The sequence below is a fragment of the Methylobacter tundripaludum genome, from assembly GCF_002934365.1.
Classification (GTDB): domain Bacteria; phylum Pseudomonadota; class Gammaproteobacteria; order Methylococcales; family Methylomonadaceae; genus Methylobacter_A; species Methylobacter_A tundripaludum_A.
The window spans coordinates 1-16979 of record NZ_PTIY01000010.1; the positions used below are offsets into that span (position 1 = coordinate 1).

The window sequence follows — 16979 nt, forward strand, 5'->3', positions numbered from 1 at the left end:
TTGGTCTGATGACCTGTACTGGAAGTAATCAACATTTTTCACCCTTTCGACCGGAAAACAGGGGCATATTTTAGCATTTCCGGTCGAAAAGATGGACTTAAAAGTAGATATTAATTAAATATTTCAATTGGATAGAGGGTTTTTCAGGAGTGACTAATTACAAATGGGGAACGACAGTTCAGCAATCGAACTTAGATAAAACCCGAGAGCTTCTTGGAGAAAATGCATATCAGAGGTGTAAACAGAAAAATATCAGCAGTTGCTGGACTGACAAAAAGGATGCGGCAATCAATGTCATTTTACCGCAATAAAATTGCTCGTAACAACGCTGTAAGGCGGATGTTTTGTAACGCGGTAAGGCGCATATGTAGGGTGCAATAGCACAGCGTATTGCACCGTAATGTTATAATAATTAAACTTAACTTTGCGTTAGCGCTATTTTTAAATAAGTGGTGATCAAATGAACATCGAAACAATCCGTCATGAAGCGTTGTCCCTTCCGCCCCAGGAGCGCGCTCAATTAGCTGAGCAATTACTGTCCAGCCTTGATGACCTGTCAGACACGGAGATTGAGCAACTTTGGTTTCAAGAGGCCGCACATCGTGCCTCCGAGTTAGACCAAGGGTTAGTTCAGCGCATTCCAGCCGACGTAGTGCGTCGAGAGGCTCAGGCTCTTCTTAAGTGAGTTACTTCTTCAACCCGAGGGCGCGAGTTGAACACCTCGAACACGTAACCTATTACGAATCCCGGCAGCCGGGCCTTGGTGTGCGTTATCTTGCAGCCTTCGATGCAGCAATGACCAAGGTTTGCGCGGCCCCACTCCGCTATAAGGTTGAGTTCCCACCCGATATTCGGCGTTACCGGCTTCCAGGTTTTCCGTACAATATTCTCTACCGGCTGGTTGGTGCTGATGTTGAAGTCTTAGTTGTTGCTCCGCATCGTCGACGACCGGATTATTGGCGCGACAGAGTCTAAGTTGTGCTGGCTCCCAAGCCCCCAGCTTCGCGACACGGGAAGCTGGAGCTTCCAGAACAGAATTCCCAAGCTGGAGCTTGGGAACTAGCGTCGGTATCTACAAAACTACGAGACTTGCTGCTCGCCTTCTTTAGAACCCTCAACCGACCACAATTTCTCAAGCTGATAAAACTCACGCGCCTGAGCGGTCATCGCATGGACAATTACATCGCCCAAATCCAGCAGCACCCAGTCCGAGCCTAAATCGCCTTCAACACCCAAGGGCCTTACTCCGTTTTCCTTTAACTTTTCCGATACATACTCGCATAACGACTTCAGGTGACGATCCGAAGTACCGGTTACTACCACCATATAATCGGTAAAGCTGGTTTTGCCCCGCACATCAAGTGTCGTTATGTTTTGTCCTTTGCGTTCATCCAAAACATCCTGGACAATTTTCAATATATCTTCTGCTTGCATTCAAATTCCTAGTGTAAATAATGAGATCAACGTGTCTCGTAAAGCTTGTGTTGCTTGATGTATTCTATGACAGCATCGGGCAATAAAAAACCCGGATTCTGTTTTCTTGCAATTATGTCCCTGATCGCCGTCGCCGAAATATCCAGCTGGGTGACTTGCTGGAAGCATAATTTTCCTGCGGCAGCCTGAGCCAACTCATTTACTCCGGCCAGCCGGGCTTTAAAAAAATCATCGAGCTGCTGTCTTTCAAAACCCGGCCGGGTCATCACGACAATATGCGCATAGTCGAATAACCGCTGCCATTGATGCCAGCCGGTTAAGTGTTTAAACGCATCACTGCCGATAAACAACAATAAGGATTCGGTTGGGAATTCCTGTCTTAAAGACGCCAGCGTATCGACCATATACGACGGCACTTGATGCAAATCATACCTGTCCAATTCCCGGGTATCGATCTTTAAGCCCGGCTGGGTTTTTATCGCCAGCTCCAGCATCTGCAAGCGCATCTCGGCGGTTACGGTGGGTTGCTCGCGGTGCGGCGGATTAGCGCAGGGGATCAACCGGACTTCATCCAACCCGAAGATGTCTTTGACTTCCAGCGCCGAACGCAAATGCCCGTAGTGTACCGGGTCGAAGGTGCCGCCGAAGATGCCGATCATTTATTGCCGGATATGGCCGTCACCCAGAACGATGTATTTTAATGAGGTCAGTCCTTTTAAGCCTACCGGGCCGCGTGCATGCAGCTTGTCGGTGCTGATGCCGATTTCGGCGCCCAGTCCGTATTCAAAGCCGTCGGCAAAGCGGGTCGAGGCATTCACCATCACCGAGCTGGAATCCACTTCCCGCAAGAAGCGGCGGGCCAAGGTGTAATCTTCGGTCACAATCGCTTCGGTATGCCCTGAGCTATGCTGATTGATATGATCCATCGCCTGATCGATGCCGTCGACTATCCTGATCGATAGAATCGGGGCCAGATACTCTGTGTCCCAGTCTTCCTCAGTCGCTCTGATGCAGTTTGGAACTAAAGAACAGGTTTTAAGGCAACCGCGTAATTCGACGCCTTTTTCGCTGTATTTTTCGGCCAACAGCGGCAATACTTTTGCGGCAATGCTCTCGGCAACCAACAAAGTTTCCATTGCATTGCAAACACCGTAGCGATGGGTTTTGGCGTTGACCGCAATCCTGACCGCTTTGTCTATGTCGGCTGTGTCGTCGATATAAACATGGCAAATGCCGTCCAGATGCTTGATGACTGGAATTGTTGCGTCCTTGGAAATGCGTTCGATCAGGCTTTTGCCGCCGCGTGGTACGATCACGTCAACGTATTGGTTCATCGTGATCAGTTCGCCGACCGCCGCGCGATCCGCCGTCGCGACGATTTGCACGGCTTCCACTGGCAAACCCGCCGCTTGCAGGCCTTGGGAAATACAGGCCGCAATCGCCTGATTGGAATGGATGGACTCCGAGCCGCCCCTTAAGATACAGGCGTTGCCGGATTTAAGGCACAGAGCCGCCGCATCGACCGTCACATTGGGGCGGGATTCATAAATAATACCGATCACGCCCAAAGGCACGCGCATTTGGCCGACCTGTATGCCGCTGGGCCGGTAACTTAAATCAGTGATTTCGCCGACCGGATCGGGTAATGCGGCGACCTGTCTTAACCCTTCAACCATCGCTTGAATACCGGATGGCTTTAATTCCAGCCTGTCCAGCGAGGCCGCATCCAGGACGTTTTTCTTGCCCGCATCCAAATCCTTGCGATTTTCCGCAATCAACAGCTCATGACTGTTTTCAATGGCTGCGGCAATTTTCAGCAAGGCCAGATTTTTTTTACCTGACTCGGTGCGGCTTATTTCCCGACCTGCTTTCCTGGCTTTTTGCCCCAGGCCTTTCATGTATTCTTTGATATCCACTAGGTTCTCTTTAACTGGATGAATGTTTTGCGCGATTATACCGTTTAATCGATGCCTTTGACAGACTTAAACGCAACAACTATCGGATATTAAACAAGTTTATGAGTTAACTTTGCTATAGCTCAGGTTGCTTACGAAAAGACAATCGATTACTTAAGAGGATAGATCCCTTAATAACTATCAACAAAATGAAAACAATCTATTAATTTAACGCTGCATTGTAAGCATATAACTGCATCTGTATAATCTTTAGCCATCAGATAATAAATTGCATTTTTCTCATCGGACTAGCCAATTAACGAATCGTCCGACATATTTTATTGCAGCGTTGCTATTTCCAACAATATTGTCATGAGATCGGGGCTGAACAGCCTATCTCGAAAAGTTTCATATACCTCCTCGTAGTGTGAAAGTTCAGAACTATCCAGTGTCTGTACACCTCTCCTCCCTTTGCCCTCACGGCACTGGGAGGTTTTTTTTGCCTGCAAAAAACTAAACAATCCTACTAAATAACTAATCCTGACGATTCGGCAACCCTGCCAGCCAACCTTGGATCTTTTCCGCAGCCTGGTGCGTCAAATCAGTAAAGCCGCTGATTGCACCGGCAGCATCTGGCGTTTTAGTAAACTGTTGCAGGTAAAACTCCTGAACGCCGATTTTTTTATTATTGGCGGCATAAGCTTCCACGGAGAAACGCAGCACCACTTTAGCCCGCTCAGGCGCTTCAAATTGTTGTTCAAAATCCTGAAGCCGAATTATCAACGCGTAATCTTTTGCCTTGCCGCTGAAAATCAAAAACTGTTCAAACAATTCAGGTGGCGAAGCAATCCAGCGATCCAAACCGTAATACCTGACTTGAGAAGCCTCGGCAAAAAGCAAGCGATAACGGATACGGTTATCCCAAAGCCAAGTCGGCGCATTGATGTTAACCGACGCCCTACCCTGATGCGTCGGGGTTGACACAGGCAAGCCGAAATCATGCAATTCAGGCGGCTTGGCTGCATCGCTGCATGCTACAGTGAAAAATACTAGATAGCCGATTAATAAGTATCTCATTGCTGCTCCTTATAGCCCGGTTCGCCCGGCCCTGCATCTCGTTGACTTGGCCCCAGCAACAATTCCTGTGGATTATTTTCCAGCATCGTGGCGACTCTTTTTACCTGTTGCGTTGTCGACTGCAACTCAGTCAACAGCTTGTTAACTTTCGGTAGCGTCGACTGCCCCAGTGCATCGCCGGTAGCTTTCCCGCTATCGACAAGACTGCCCGCTTTTATGCTGAGATTTTGCACTTCACGGGTTAAGCCCTGCAAATCATGCGTCAAGCCGTCGATGTTCGTCAGGGTTTTTCGGGCATCCGTCGTCAATGCGGGTACACCGATGAGCGCCTTATCAACACTTTTTTGCAACTCGGACAGCTTGTCCGTCAATGTTGTCAGGTTGCTTAAAAGATCACCGATATTCTTTTCGTTTTTATCGTTTAATAAAGAACTAAGCCGCTGCATTAAATGATCGGCTTTATGCAAAAGATCTTCCCCTGAATTCATCAGTTTATCGGTTATCGACGGCATTAACGGGATACGGGACAAGGGATCGTCCCCCGGCAATAACCGTTCGGAAATGGTACCCGAATCTTCCAGCTGAATCTGGGTTAAGCCGGTCACGCCTTTTAAGCGCAAGGTCGCGAAAACGCCTTTACTGAGCACGATATTCTTATCGACTTCAATCGGAACAAGAATGATGCCGGAATCTAAAGGATCGAACTTGACCTTACGCACTTTCCCTACCGCTATGCCGCGATAAAAAACCGTAGATTCGGGATTCAGCCCGGACACAGATGCTCGCGTTGAAACAACGTAGAGATTGCGTTCCTTATTCATAGTGCCGATCCAGTAAATAATCGCCGTCGTTGCCGTCACCAAAGCAATCAAGAACAGACCGGTAATCAGTGCGTGGTTTTCTCTACCCATGAGCAGTTTCCTTATATTTAAATACCCGTTCAGCGCGCCTATTGTGAAAGAATTCCTCGACAAAAGGATGCTCGCAGTCCAAAACAGAGGCCAACGGTCCAAAAGCAACCAGCTTATTATCCGCCAGTACCGCAACCTTGGTACACAAATCCCTCAATATATCCAAATCGTGAGTCACCATGACTACGGTAAAATGAAGAGCCTTATGCATATCGGACAACAGCTTGACAAAATCCTCGCTGGAAATGGGATCAAGGCCAGAGGTCGGTTCATCGAGCAATAACAGCCCGGGCTCCAGAACCATAGTACGGGCGAGCGCCACCCGCTTGATCATGCCGCCCGACAAAGCGGCCGGCTTTAACCAAGCGTCACTACCCGCCAAACCCACCATCGCCAGCTTCATGAACACAATGCGCGCAATCAACTCTTCGTCATCAAAACCCAGCTCCCTGAGCGGAAAGGCGATATTATCAAACACATTTAAAACGCTAAATAACGCGCCTTTCTGAAACAGCACGCCGCAATTGTTACGCAAGCGCTGGTCGTGATTAGAATCAACATTTTTCAAAGACTGCCCCATCACGAACACCTCGCCCTGGCTGGGTATTTGCAAACCGATAATTTCGCGCAGCAGCGTCGTCTTGCCGCAGCCGGATGCGCCAACCAGTCCTAAAATTTCGCCGTGTTCCAGACAAAGATTAATATCCCGATGAACAATCTTGTCGGTACCCTTGCCGGGATCGCCAAAACGGGTCCAGACATGCTCCAGCCGTATTGCGTAGGGATCACTCATGGCATCCCCACATTCATAAACAGAATGGCGAATACCGCATCAACCATAATCACCACGGTAATGGCCGCCACCACTGAGTTAGTCGTTTCATTGCCAAGACTTTCGGTATTCGGCTTGATCCTAAAACCAAAGTGGCAGGCAATCAGCGCAATCATCAAACCGAAAACGGCGCTTTTCAGCAGGCCGATCAAAACGTTTATCAACGGCACCACATCAGGCAATTTAAGGAAAAACTGCAGGTAACTGATGTCCAATGTATTTTGCGCCGAAACCATGCCGCCGATTAACGCCAACGCGCTGGTCCATATGCCTATCAGGGGCAGGACGATAGTCAAAGCCATCACATTGGGCAGAATCAGGCGCAAGGAATGGGATATGCCCATCGCCGATAGCGCATCAAGCTCCTCGGTCACCCGCATGATACCGATTTGCGCGGTCATGGACGAACCGGAGCGGCCCGCAACCAGAATGGCCGCCAACAAAGGCCCTAACTCACGGATGACGCTCAAGCCCAGAATATCGATGATATAAATCTCCGCGCCGAAAATCTTCAATTGCAACGCCGACAAATAACTCAGCACGATGCCGATCAAAAATCCGACCAGCGCCGTGATGCCCAAAGCGCGGACCCCGGATTCATAAATCGTAATGGAAATTTCCGACCAGGGAATGTCGCCCGGGTGCAGCAACAAATAGCCCATATCCAAAAACAGTTGACCCAATAAAGTCACCAGTTGCAGCAACTGCCCCCAAAAGTTGGCGAGCAGTTGAGACACGTATTTAATAGCAAGGCTTGAACTGTATCCACCCGGTTCGGATTCAGGGGGAGGCTGAGCTTGCCAGAGATCAAATAAACGCTGATGTTCAGGCTTCAACTGCAATGCAAGCGGCAACTTTTTCCCCCATGCTTTCCAGAGAATCAACGCGCTGGCGCTGTCGAGCACATCGACAGGAGTCATATCCCATTGAATATTTTTATTGGCCGCGTATGAACTAATTTTCCGGCCCAGATCGGGGGCCGTCAGCAACCCGCGAAGATTCCAACTGCCTGATAATTTGACACAAGATTGCCCTCTGCCCTGGTCAACGATGTCCAGCGTAGGCGGTGTATCCTGATTTGTTGAGGTATCAGTCATCGTATTTTCCGATTTCCTATCTGAAAGTTGACGCCGTTAACATTCCAGCCAATCCAGCTCGGCATCCGAAAAACCGGCCATTTTGCGCAGCTCCCTGTTAAAAGGGCCTTTAGGTTTTCCGCCCACATAGTATTGATCGATCAACTCCCGGTATTTGGCTTCGGCATCAAAACCGCGTTGCTGGCAAACAAACTTAAACCAGTAAGAACCCAATTCCACATGCCCTACTTCGTCGGTCAAAATCCGCGTTAAAATTGCCACGCTGGCATCGTCACCCCGCGCCCTGAATTTTTCAATCAGCGCGGGCGTCACATCCAGCCCCCGCGCTTCCATGCAGCGGGGGACCATCGCCAATCTGCCCGGTAAATCATCGGCCGTGTCTTTGGCATGGTCCCATAAACCGCTGTGCGCCGGTAAATCGCCGTAATCAAGCTGCATGGCCCGCAAATGCGCCCTGATTAAGGCAAAATGCTGGGCTTCTTCATCCGCCACTCGCAGCCAGTCCCGGTAGAATTGCTCGGGCATACCGCGAAAACGGTACAAAATATTCCAGGCCAGGTAAATGGCGACGAATTCAACATGGGCAATGGCATGAAAAAAAGCCGCAACACCGTCGGGCGTGGTCAGTTTCCGCCGGGGCATCTGCCGCGGCGCCAACAACTCCGGCCGCTCGGGAAATATTACCTGATCTATCGGTAAAACCGGCTGATCCGAGCTGAACGTTAAGTCGCCCGTGGTGTAAGTGTGCCATGCTTGATGCGTCAGCGCCAATTTATCATCGACATCGGTCAGCTGAAAAAATGCCTCGGCAAATTCAAATATGTTTTTCATTTTTTATAATCGGAATATTGGCTTGGCGCAGTTTTAAACTGTCTGCTCAATCGGTTCATTATACCTGCTTTGCTTGAAGTTGCTTTTTGCAGTTTATGCGGACATTCCGATGAATGGCATCAATCTTTTGTCGAGGGACGTTTTAATTGGGTTGCAGATACCGCAGCGCTGGTTTGCGGTATTTTTGTTGTATCGGTTGTATTGGTAGCAATGCATAGCCCCCCAACCCATCACCAAAATCAATCCGCAATTTTCAGGTTATATTTCCGCACCCGATAGCGTAGCGTTTCCCTGGTGGCTCCGAGAGCTCTGGCTGCGGCGGTCAGGTTGTTGTCCGCCCTCTCCAGAGCGGTCTTGATAATAAAGCAATCCATATCATCCAGCGCCATGCTGCCATCCAAAGGCAACCAAATACCTTGTTCGGTTTGCAAAGCCTCCACGGAGGGCTGGCCGGGCAATTGCAGCCATTGTCCGGGAAAGGTCGGCCCATCGGAAAACAATACGCAGCGCTCGATGACGTTACGCAACTCCCTGACGTTTCCCGGCCAGCAATGCGCTTTTAATTTGTCCCACACCGCATCGGGAATGTCTTTAACCTGGCGTCCGGCTTTGGCGTTGTATTCGGCGACAAATAGCGGCACCAGTTCGTCAAGGTCTTCTACCGCTTCGCGCAACGGCGGCAAGATCAGTTTGAACACGCTTAAACGGTGGTATAAATCGGCGCGAAAACTGCCGTCCCGGGCCATTTTTTCCAGATCGCGGTTGCTGGCGGCGACTATCTGCACATCGACCTGAATTTCCTTTTCCCCGCCCAAGCGCCGGACTTTGTGATCTTCAATCACTTTGAGCAATTTGGCCTGCAAATCCAGCGGCATTTCGCCGATTTCGTCCATGAACAGCGTGCCGCCGTCGGCCTGTTCCAGTAGGCCGCGATGCCGTCCTGCGGCTCCGGTAAATGCGCCGGGTTCATGACCGAATAATTCCGACTCCAGCAGCTCCCTAGGCAACGCCGCACAGTTCACTTCAATCATCGGCTGCTGGGCGCGGGAACCGCCGTAATGCAGTATTCGCGCAGCCAAACCTTTGCCGGTGCCGCTCTCGCCCCCGATAATCAGCGCGCTGAACGGTACTTGCGTCAGCTTGGATAATAATTGCCGCACACCCTGCGCCTGCCGGCTATGGCCGACATAAGCATTCGGTGTATAGCGCCGATGCCGGTTCTTGGTTTGATCGACAACCCGCCGCTGGATCGACGCACTACGTGCGGCGCTGGCGACGATCAGGTCAAGCCGATCCAGATCGCAGGGCTTTTCCAGGAAGTCGTAAGCCCCCAGACGCAATGCCCTGACCGAATCCGGCACATTGCCGTAACCGGTTAAGAACAACCATTCGGTATTGCCTATCTCTGTTTTAATTTTTTCCATAAAATCCAGCGCATTGCCATCCGGCAAATTCATGTCGGAAAGAATCAGCAACGGCTCCAGCTTTTTATCCAGCAATAATTCCCTGGCCTCTCCCAGATTGGCCGCGAGCACCACTTCCCAGCCGGACTGCCGATAATGGCGCGACAGCTCGGAACCTAGCAGCTTTTCATCTTCAATGATAAGCAGGGTTTCTATCATGATTTAATCTCTGATTAGGCATTCGTTGGGCAGGAATATGGATACGCATGCACCATGAGTCGGCTGGTTGCTAAGGCTGATTGTACCGCCGACGTCTTTGACAAAGCGCTGCACCATCGCCAGCCCCAACCCGGTGCCGCGTTGACGGCTGGTGCGGAATGGCCTGATGCCGTGCTCCAGCATGTCCTTGGAAAAACCGACGCCGTCATCCTGCACGTCGATATGCAGTCCTTGCCTGGAGGTACGGGCCTTGATGCAAACAGTCCCCGAGTTGCCTTCAAGCGCATCGGCCGCATTCAGTATCAGGTTCAACAAAGCCTGCCTCAACCCGCTCTCGGGCAGGTGTACCGGCAATGCACAGGGAATCTCTATGTCCAGATGGATGTTCTCGGCAATCTGGTAGCGGGTCAACGCGACCAAATCCCGGATTAGGGTCCTGACATCAAAAGCGGTAGCCAATTCCGGCGAATGACGGCTTTGCCCGAGCATATCGTTAAGCAATATCGCCATCCGTTTCAGTTCGGCATTGATCAAGTCCAGCCTTTCCAGTTGATCCCTGTCATCAATCTCACGACGCAAATTGCGGATTGCCATTTGAATCCCCGCCAACGGATTGCGTATCTCGTGGGCCAATTCCGCGGCGACTTCGCCGATTGCGGCCAGCCTGTCGGCTCTCGCCAGACTGTATTGCTGCTCCAGTAAGGCTTGGGTGGCCAGCCTGACTTCATGTTGCAATGATTGAGCGTGTAAGCGGTTGGCATCCTCCAATTCGGCCAAATATTTGACCATATCGTTATAGCTGACAAACACCGGTAACAGCAGAGGATCAAGATGATCGGTGGTAATCGGAGTGAAATTCTCTTCAGTCAAATGTTGCAACAATTCTCTCAAATCGTTGAGCGGATGCAGGATCCTGTAGCGTAAAAACAATAGCGCCACAACCAAAATCGCGGTGAATATAGCCAAGGCCACGTACAGTTCGGCCTGGGTATCCAGACTGATATTTTCCAGTAACTCATCACGCTGCAAGGTCTCGTTATCCAGCGTTTTATCCATCAATTTAAGGGCCGCTAACAGATGATGATGTTGTTCGTCTTTTTTGAGTGCGGACAAATCGGCCAACATAGCCCGGACTGTTTCCAGACTGGCTCTGGTCTCCTCTGACAAATAACGCTTATCCATCATTAAAGCATCCATCTCGCCCAGCGTTTTGGTCAGTGCTTCGGGATGCGAATCCGACACCGTTTCGGTCAGATATTCAATCAGTGATTGCTGTAGGCCTACCGATACATTCTGGATGCGGTGGGAATAGTTGACATAAGAAAAAACCGTTTCAAAGTGATGTACATTCCGCCAGATCATACCGCCGAGTATGGCGAGAGCCAGCAGCAGCAAACCCAGGAAGGCCAAGCCGCGCAACTGGGCAGGACGATAAAAAATCGGTTTCATTTAATATAAAAAATCACTGTAAAAGATGTCTTGGTTCGGTTCAATAATTCAGCCGTCGATACGCTGTCCGATAACCGGCGCCGTATAGGCTGATTTTTAGATTAAATAATTTCAAAAGAAAAAATCACTGTAATAAGCGTCATCGACACCAATCCCAGTAAAAAGATAATTTCCGCCCACCGCTCCAAGCCCACAGTGGAGCGCTCTAGCCGAATCGATAAAAATGACAGTAACGCACTGATCATGAACAATAAGCTGTCGATAGCAACGGCTTTATCGATCAGGTAGTTCGTCAGCCCCGGAGCCATGCTCTTGACGATACTGATGACCATGATGCAGACACCCACCATCGTCGCGGAATTCGGCAAAATATGATGAGAGATGTTGTTTGAATTATGCTGCTTCATACTGTTTTTGGTATTCATCCTTAATCACAAGACAGGTTCCTCGTTTACCCGATTCTTGGCCATAATAAAAGCGGTATGGGGTACATGCAAAAGGTCTGCAATTTTTCGCACCAGATACTCTTCGTTCATATCCAACACGCCGTCAACAAAAGCAATTTTCCAAAGCGACTCAATTAAACGAATTTTTTGTTCCTGGCTGCATTCCTTGTTGATTAAGGAGGTAAACTGGAAATAATCGGTCGCCTGTTTTCTTTGTTGCTCGGCTAATTCTATTAAAGCGGTTGCCTGCTCAGCGGTTAAAGAAAAATTCCGCTGAATCAGGGATAAAATAACGGCTTGCTCTTTTAGCTCGATTTTATCGTCCATGTGCATCATTTCCAGGAATAAGACGATAGTCGCAAGTTGCAGTTTGTCTTCCGAAGTGCTTTCCGGTGCTGATAGCGCAAGATGTTGTTCAAAAAACAGTTTGATTTGGTTAAGCATATTTACAGGGTTTCATTTACTTGACTGAACTCATCGCATCGAGATTATTTTGAGCCGCAGAATGCCCATGATCTGCGGCTTGCTGATATAAATCAAGCGCCTTGACTTCGTTCTTGGGTACGCCCAGCCCATTTTCATACAGATAAGCGAGGTTATATTGCGCATCAGAGTCTCCCGCCTGCGCTTCTCTTTGCAATTGGGCGATCCTGTCTTCCGTGATATTAATCACAGGAGGCGCGACTGTTTTTGCCTGGTTGCTGTCTGCCGCCTTTTCAGTGCAAGCAACAAGTAATATCGCAATGGTTGCAACTATGGCGGGATACGATGTCATTATTTGGCTCTGTTAATCGAGTACTTCTCTTTGGGTCTCATACAACGCTAGGTCCAGTCGTCTCCACCGTCGCCAATCCCGCTGTCATCCCATGAAGATGCATCCGCGATACCGAAATCAGCGCCGCCCATATCGTCATTCTCGCTGACGTTGCTGGCTGCACTCCATGAGGAGGAGGCATCGTGGTGCGGTTGTTCGGGGATAACATTATTCTTGTCGCCATCGATAAAGTGGTGCATCAGCGCTTCGCCTGCCACGACCCCGGCGCCCAAGGCCGCCCCCGTTGCCAGATTTCCGATAATACCGGAGCCCATCCCTCCGGCAGCGGCTTGCCCCATTGCCGGAGAGGCTCCATTCACGGCGGCAGGCATGGTTGAGTTGGCGGCATGACCGCCATAACTATCAGCCGGTATTACGTTGGAATTTCGCCGGCTCATATAGCCGATTAACAGCACAACTAAACCGATACCTAAGATCAACAGAACCCACGGCGTCCAATCTTTAACGGCAGACGGCAAATTTTGACGGGCAATGTTTGGCTGCGCCACTCCGCTTGGTGCGGAAGAAATACGGCTCTTAAGATTCTTCACTGCGTCCGGCTTCGCAAAGGGCAATCCGGGCTGTAAGCGTTCGGCGGTAGCCAGCTCGACGCCGGCATTGCCGAGCAAACCTTGTTTTGCCAGCAATTCGGCTTCTACGAAGTGCGCCTTGGCGCTGTTGGGATGGGCAAGCAACACTTTATCCATCATAGCCTGAGCCTCAGTAAACTTTCCTGCCTCAGCCGCCAAATAGACTTGATGCATCGTGGGCTCTTCTTCGGCAAAAACAGGCGCGGCTAAAAATAGCAACGCAAGGATGGTAATACCGATTTTTAACATTGTTCAGCTCCAATTTTAAATGATAAGTTTACAGATAAGTGATGAGCTATTAGTCAGCCATTATTTTTTTGATGAAAATATGAGCATAAAAGACAGCGATACAAAAAACACTTGTAAGTACAATTTCAAATATCATGGCAATTCTATTCCTAATGTATGTAAGTTAAATAATACGAGTGGTTTTTAACAAAACTTACAGACTATTAAGCCATTTCCATGCCACAAACTGCCCGTCTAATAACATGAACAAAATCAAGCCCATTTTCTAAATGGGCTTGGAATAAAGAAGCTAAAGGTTGAAAAAAACCTTTTCATACGGTTTTTTTCAACCACCCAAAAACTAATCCGGCTTCTTCTTAGTAGAGGGTTGAAGTACGATCGGTCAAGCTCATGTCCAATAAACAGTACAACGCCAACAAAAATCAAGGTTATCGCTAATTCCTTAAGCAGTTTTATATTTTACGTTTGTTTTCTCATTCAATTTTATTTACCCGATACAAAACTTACATTCCTATATTGGCCGCGCAAGCCCCAAAAAATCGCGTCACTTTTTCTTGCAGCCGGTTTTAGTCTCTGTCGTATATCTTGATTACCCATTCATAAAACCATGCCGGGCGAAACAGTACAACGTAAAGCAAGACAATCGGGGTGATGGGAATGGGGCCTATCTCAATAATTGAGATAATTATAAGTGCAAGAATACAGAGAATGCGCATATTTCGATAACTTTAACTTGGGTTTAAGTTCAATAGCGTAAGTAGCGAATATAGAGTGATAATTTTTAAACCGTTTTTTGGGGTTTCCCGGTTATTAATGAAAAGTTACGAATTTATTCATCAACCCATTCATAAATCTCTGTCAAAGCAGCATCGCACTGACAACAACTGGTGCCGCAAGAGGACGTCAACGGCAATTTGCGCACTTTGCCTTTGCTGATCCATTTGTCCAGCATGCCCCGCAAGGCATCGGCGTCCATGTTGAAGTGAGTGACTATATCCGCCAGCGCAACTCGGCGCTGCTCCCTTAAATAGTCTCTCAAATCAGACAGGATCACTTAAAGACTCCCGGCTTTGTTTTATGCCGGTTGCGTCGGAATTTTTACCGAGCAGCCACAGGCCTAGCAATACGGCTGAAAATGCAATGATTAATCCGGCTATCCATACCAATGAATAGTCGGGGTGCCGGCTATAGGTTATCGTTTGATAAAAAATAGTTGCGGTCATGTAGGCAATGCCGGTGGTCCAGAACACCACGAATAAAGTCCAGTTCCGGTTGGTTTCCCGGTAAATTGCAGCGGTTGCCGCTACACACGGCGCATACAATAAGATAAACAATAGATAGGCGAAAGCCCCGGCTTTACCGTCAAAGCTTTGCTGCATCGCGGCGAATGTACCGGCATTGACTTCCTGTTCGCCGGCAGCCGCCGCTATGTCGTTGACGGTGCCGATATTCAGGCCCAATGGATCCAGCAGGTTGTCCGCAACGTCTTGCAGTTTTTTCGGCACGGTTAAACAGGCGTCTATTAAAGCCTGTTCAAGATTGAACGGCGCTTTATCGCCAGCGCCTGAATCATCCGTTCCGAGCTGGCTGTACAAGGCATCCAAGGTTCCGACCACGGCTTCTTTAGCGAGAACGCCGGTAAAAATCCCTACCGTTGCAGGCCAGTTGTCTTTTTCTATGCCCATCGGCTTAAACGCGGGTGTCAGGCTGCGCCCTATCTCGCTTAATACCGATTTATTGCTGTTTTCCTGCCCGAATGTACCGTCTGTACCCAGCGCATTAAGAAAATTCAGCACCAGCACCATCGGTACGATGACTTTGCCGGCGTTGAACAAAAACGACTTGAGCCGGTCCCAGGTTCTGATAAAGACGCCGCGTAATGTCGGCATGTGGTAGGCGGGCAATTCCATAATAAAGGGAGCAGACTCCCCTTTAAACAGGGTATGGCGCATGATTAATCCGGTCAGTACCGCGACTGCTATGCCTAATAGATACAAACCGAAAACCAGATTCTGGCCGCCGATCGGAAAAAATGCGGCGGCGAATAAGGCGTAAACCGGCAATCTGGCGCCACAGGACATGAACGGGTTCATCAGGTTGGTCAATATCCTGTCGCGCTGGTTTTCCAGCGTCCGCGTCGCCATAATCGCAGGGACATTGCAGCCGAAACCGACGATCATCGGCACGAAGGATTTGCCGGGCAAGCCGATCATGCGCATGAACCTGTCCATCACGAAAGCCGCCCGAGCCATATAACCCGAGTCTTCCAGCGCCGATAAAAACATAAATAGAAAACCGACGATAGGGATAAAGGTGGCGACCACCTGGATACCACCGCCTACGCCCTTGGTGATTAAAACAATCAGCCATTGCGGCCAGTTCAGATCAGCGAGCGCTAGACTTAAACCGTCAACCAACAAAGCGCCTACGGCTTGATCGAAAAAATCGACAAAAGCGCTGCCGATGTTGATCGTAAACATGAACATCGCATACATGACGAACAGGAAAACCGGGATGCCCAAAAAGCGGTTCAAAACGATGTTGTCGATTTTTTCCGTGGTGTGGCGACTGACTTCGTTCAGTTTACAAACTGCGCCACCGGTCAGTTCATTGACGAATCCGTAACGGGCGTCGGCGGCGAGAATGTCTATTTCATCATCGGTCTCGGATTCCACCCGGCGCTGTAATTCGGCGACTGTCGGCAACAATGCTGTCCCGGCCATCTGCTGAGCCAGCGTATCGTTCTCCAGCAAACGCACGGACAACCAACGCAGGTCGCAATGATGCTGTTGCGCCGCCTCAATCAGCAAAGGCGAAATTTCATCGATGGCCTGCTCCAGCGCGGAGATATAGCTGATTTTTATCGAAGGTATCGGCTTGGCGATAGCGGCGTTATTGATTGCGGCCTTCAATATGCCGATGCCGTCCTTGGTTGAGGCGGTAATCGGAATAACCGGACAACCCAGAAACTGCTCGAGAAAGCCAATGTCAATTTTAATGCCGCGTTGCTTAACCGCGTCCATCATATTAAGGACTAAAATCATCGGCACCCGCATCTCGATCAGTTGCGAGGTCAAATACAGGTTTCGTTCCAAATTGGAGGCGTCGACAATGTTGATGATTAAATCGGCCTGCTGGGAGGCGACATAATCGCGGGCGACTTTTTCATCCAGGGAAACCTGATCGTCGGCGGCTTCCAACGAATAGGTGCCGGGCAGATCGACTAATTCGATCAGTTTATGATCGTAGCTGTATTCGCCGGTTTTTTTCTCGACCGTAACGCCGGGCCAATTACCGACATGCTGTCTGGCGCCGGTAAGCGCATTGAATAGTGTGGTTTTGCCGCAATTCGGATTACCGACAACACCAACCGTAAAATCAGTTTTCATCAGAGTTTCTCTATCAATAATATTGCCGCTTCATCCTTACGCAGGGTTAATGAAAATCCGCGCAATTTAATTTCGACTGGATCTCCCATCGGCGCAAACCGGGTAATGCTGAACTCGGTTCCCGGCGTCAAGCCCATAGCCAACAGCCGTTTACGATAAGCCTTACCCGATTGCTCAAAGCCCACTACCTTTCCAGAATCGCCCACAGCCAGGCTTTTTAAGCTTGTTGTCATAAATTAACCACCAAAATTAAAGTGTTCTAAGAAACAACTGCCCAAAGTTATCAGCAATCATTCTCATTTGAGATGACTATATCATATAACAGACTATTTTCCGTATTTTT

General features: G+C 49.2%; 21 protein-coding genes. 4 read left to right on the forward strand and 17 right to left on the reverse strand.

The features are described 5' to 3' along the window. Positions 1-149: 149 nt before the first annotated feature. The 3 genes from B0F88_RS19915 (at position 150) to B0F88_RS19920 (ending at position 975) form a co-directional block, all read left to right on the forward strand. On the forward strand, positions 150-311 hold the full coding sequence (locus B0F88_RS19915) for a DUF6037 family protein (protein ID WP_219820842.1): 162 nt from the start codon (positions 150-152) through the stop codon (positions 309-311). A 149-nt stretch (positions 312-460) separates the two neighbouring features. Next, positions 461-685, forward strand: a complete 225-nt coding sequence (locus B0F88_RS12475) for an addiction module protein (RefSeq protein WP_104424264.1) — start codon at positions 461-463, stop codon at positions 683-685. Next, positions 682-975, forward strand: a complete 294-nt coding sequence (locus B0F88_RS19920) for a type II toxin-antitoxin system RelE/ParE family toxin (protein WP_104424265.1) — start codon at positions 682-684, stop codon at positions 973-975. Before B0F88_RS12475 ends, B0F88_RS19920 begins: the two co-directional genes overlap by 4 nt. A 105-nt stretch (positions 976-1080) precedes the next feature. Here B0F88_RS19920 and rsfS read toward each other — a convergent pair whose 3' ends face one another. From rsfS to B0F88_RS12520, 8 genes are all read right to left on the reverse strand, one after another. Then, positions 1081-1434, reverse strand: coding sequence for a ribosome silencing factor (rsfS, locus tag B0F88_RS12485; protein ID WP_104424266.1), 354 nt, complete (start codon positions 1432-1434; stop codon positions 1081-1083). 26 nt (positions 1435-1460) lie between these two features. Continuing rightward, entirely contained in the window at positions 1461-2093 is a 633-nt protein-coding gene (gene nadD / locus B0F88_RS12490; protein ID WP_104424267.1) for a nicotinate-nucleotide adenylyltransferase, read from the reverse strand. Further along, positions 2094-3332 carry a glutamate-5-semialdehyde dehydrogenase gene (locus B0F88_RS12495; RefSeq protein WP_219820856.1) on the reverse strand — a complete coding sequence of 413 codons (1239 nt, stop codon included), beginning with the start codon at positions 3330-3332 and terminating at the stop codon, positions 2094-2096. A gap of 531 nt (positions 3333-3863) precedes the next feature. Further along, positions 3864-4406 carry an ABC-type transport auxiliary lipoprotein family protein gene (locus tag B0F88_RS12500; protein ID WP_104424269.1) on the reverse strand — a complete coding sequence of 181 codons (543 nt, stop codon included), beginning with the start codon at positions 4404-4406 and terminating at the stop codon, positions 3864-3866. Continuing rightward, positions 4403-5317 carry an MlaD family protein gene (locus B0F88_RS12505; RefSeq protein WP_104424270.1) on the reverse strand — a complete coding sequence of 305 codons (915 nt, stop codon included), beginning with the start codon at positions 5315-5317 and terminating at the stop codon, positions 4403-4405. Before B0F88_RS12505 ends, B0F88_RS12500 begins: the two co-directional genes overlap by 4 nt. Beyond that, complete coding sequence (locus tag B0F88_RS12510) at positions 5310-6110, reverse strand: ABC transporter ATP-binding protein (protein WP_104424271.1); 801 nt, start codon at positions 6108-6110, stop codon at positions 5310-5312. Before B0F88_RS12510 ends, B0F88_RS12505 begins: the two co-directional genes overlap by 8 nt. Next, complete coding sequence (locus B0F88_RS12515) at positions 6107-7246, reverse strand: MlaE family ABC transporter permease (RefSeq protein ID WP_104424272.1); 1140 nt, start codon at positions 7244-7246, stop codon at positions 6107-6109. The genes B0F88_RS12510 and B0F88_RS12515 overlap by 4 nt, the downstream gene beginning before the upstream one ends. Before the next feature lie 36 nt (positions 7247-7282). Continuing rightward, positions 7283-8077: a ferritin-like domain-containing protein gene (locus tag B0F88_RS12520; RefSeq protein WP_104424273.1), complete on the reverse strand. Its 795-nt coding sequence runs from the start codon at positions 8075-8077 to the stop codon at positions 7283-7285. Between the two features lie 69 nt (positions 8078-8146). Here B0F88_RS12520 and B0F88_RS19400 point away from each other — a divergent pair, with 69 nt between their 5' ends. Continuing rightward, on the forward strand, positions 8147-8356 hold the full coding sequence (locus tag B0F88_RS19400; RefSeq protein ID WP_258076656.1) for a VanZ family protein: 210 nt from the start codon (positions 8147-8149) through the stop codon (positions 8354-8356). Here the strand turns inward: B0F88_RS19400 and B0F88_RS12530 are convergent. From B0F88_RS12530 to B0F88_RS12570, 9 genes are all read right to left on the reverse strand, one after another. Beyond that, positions 8317-9699, reverse strand: a complete 1383-nt coding sequence (locus B0F88_RS12530) for a sigma-54-dependent transcriptional regulator (protein ID WP_104424274.1) — start codon at positions 9697-9699, stop codon at positions 8317-8319. The genes B0F88_RS19400 and B0F88_RS12530 overlap by 40 nt on opposite strands. Before the next feature lie 3 nt (positions 9700-9702). After that, a complete protein-coding gene (locus B0F88_RS12535; protein WP_104424275.1) occupies positions 9703-11148 on the reverse strand; it encodes a sensor histidine kinase in 1446 nt (481 codons plus the stop codon). 101 nt (positions 11149-11249) lie between these two features. Next, positions 11250-11573, reverse strand: a complete 324-nt coding sequence (locus B0F88_RS12540; protein WP_258076657.1) for a hypothetical protein — start codon at positions 11571-11573, stop codon at positions 11250-11252. Positions 11574-11579: 6 nt separating this feature from the next. After that, positions 11580-12038, reverse strand: coding sequence for a tellurite resistance TerB family protein (locus B0F88_RS12545; protein WP_104424276.1), 459 nt, complete (start codon positions 12036-12038; stop codon positions 11580-11582). A 16-nt stretch (positions 12039-12054) separates the two neighbouring features. Further along, complete coding sequence (locus B0F88_RS12550) at positions 12055-12369, reverse strand: tetratricopeptide repeat protein (RefSeq protein WP_104424277.1); 315 nt, start codon at positions 12367-12369, stop codon at positions 12055-12057. A 47-nt stretch (positions 12370-12416) separates the two neighbouring features. Continuing rightward, positions 12417-13247 (reverse strand): tetratricopeptide repeat protein, encoded by an 831-nt coding sequence (locus B0F88_RS12555; RefSeq protein WP_219820844.1) that lies wholly within the window; start codon positions 13245-13247, stop codon positions 12417-12419. An 829-nt stretch (positions 13248-14076) separates the two neighbouring features. After that, on the reverse strand, positions 14077-14301 hold the full coding sequence (locus tag B0F88_RS12560) for a FeoC-like transcriptional regulator (RefSeq protein ID WP_104424278.1): 225 nt from the start codon (positions 14299-14301) through the stop codon (positions 14077-14079). After that, entirely contained in the window at positions 14288-16636 is a 2349-nt protein-coding gene (feoB, locus tag B0F88_RS12565; protein ID WP_104424279.1) for a Fe(2+) transporter permease subunit FeoB, read from the reverse strand. Before feoB ends, B0F88_RS12560 begins: the two co-directional genes overlap by 14 nt. Next, complete coding sequence (locus B0F88_RS12570; RefSeq protein WP_104424280.1) at positions 16636-16869, reverse strand: FeoA family protein; 234 nt, start codon at positions 16867-16869, stop codon at positions 16636-16638. The genes feoB and B0F88_RS12570 overlap by 1 nt, the downstream gene beginning before the upstream one ends. Positions 16870-16979 lie beyond the last annotated feature (110 nt).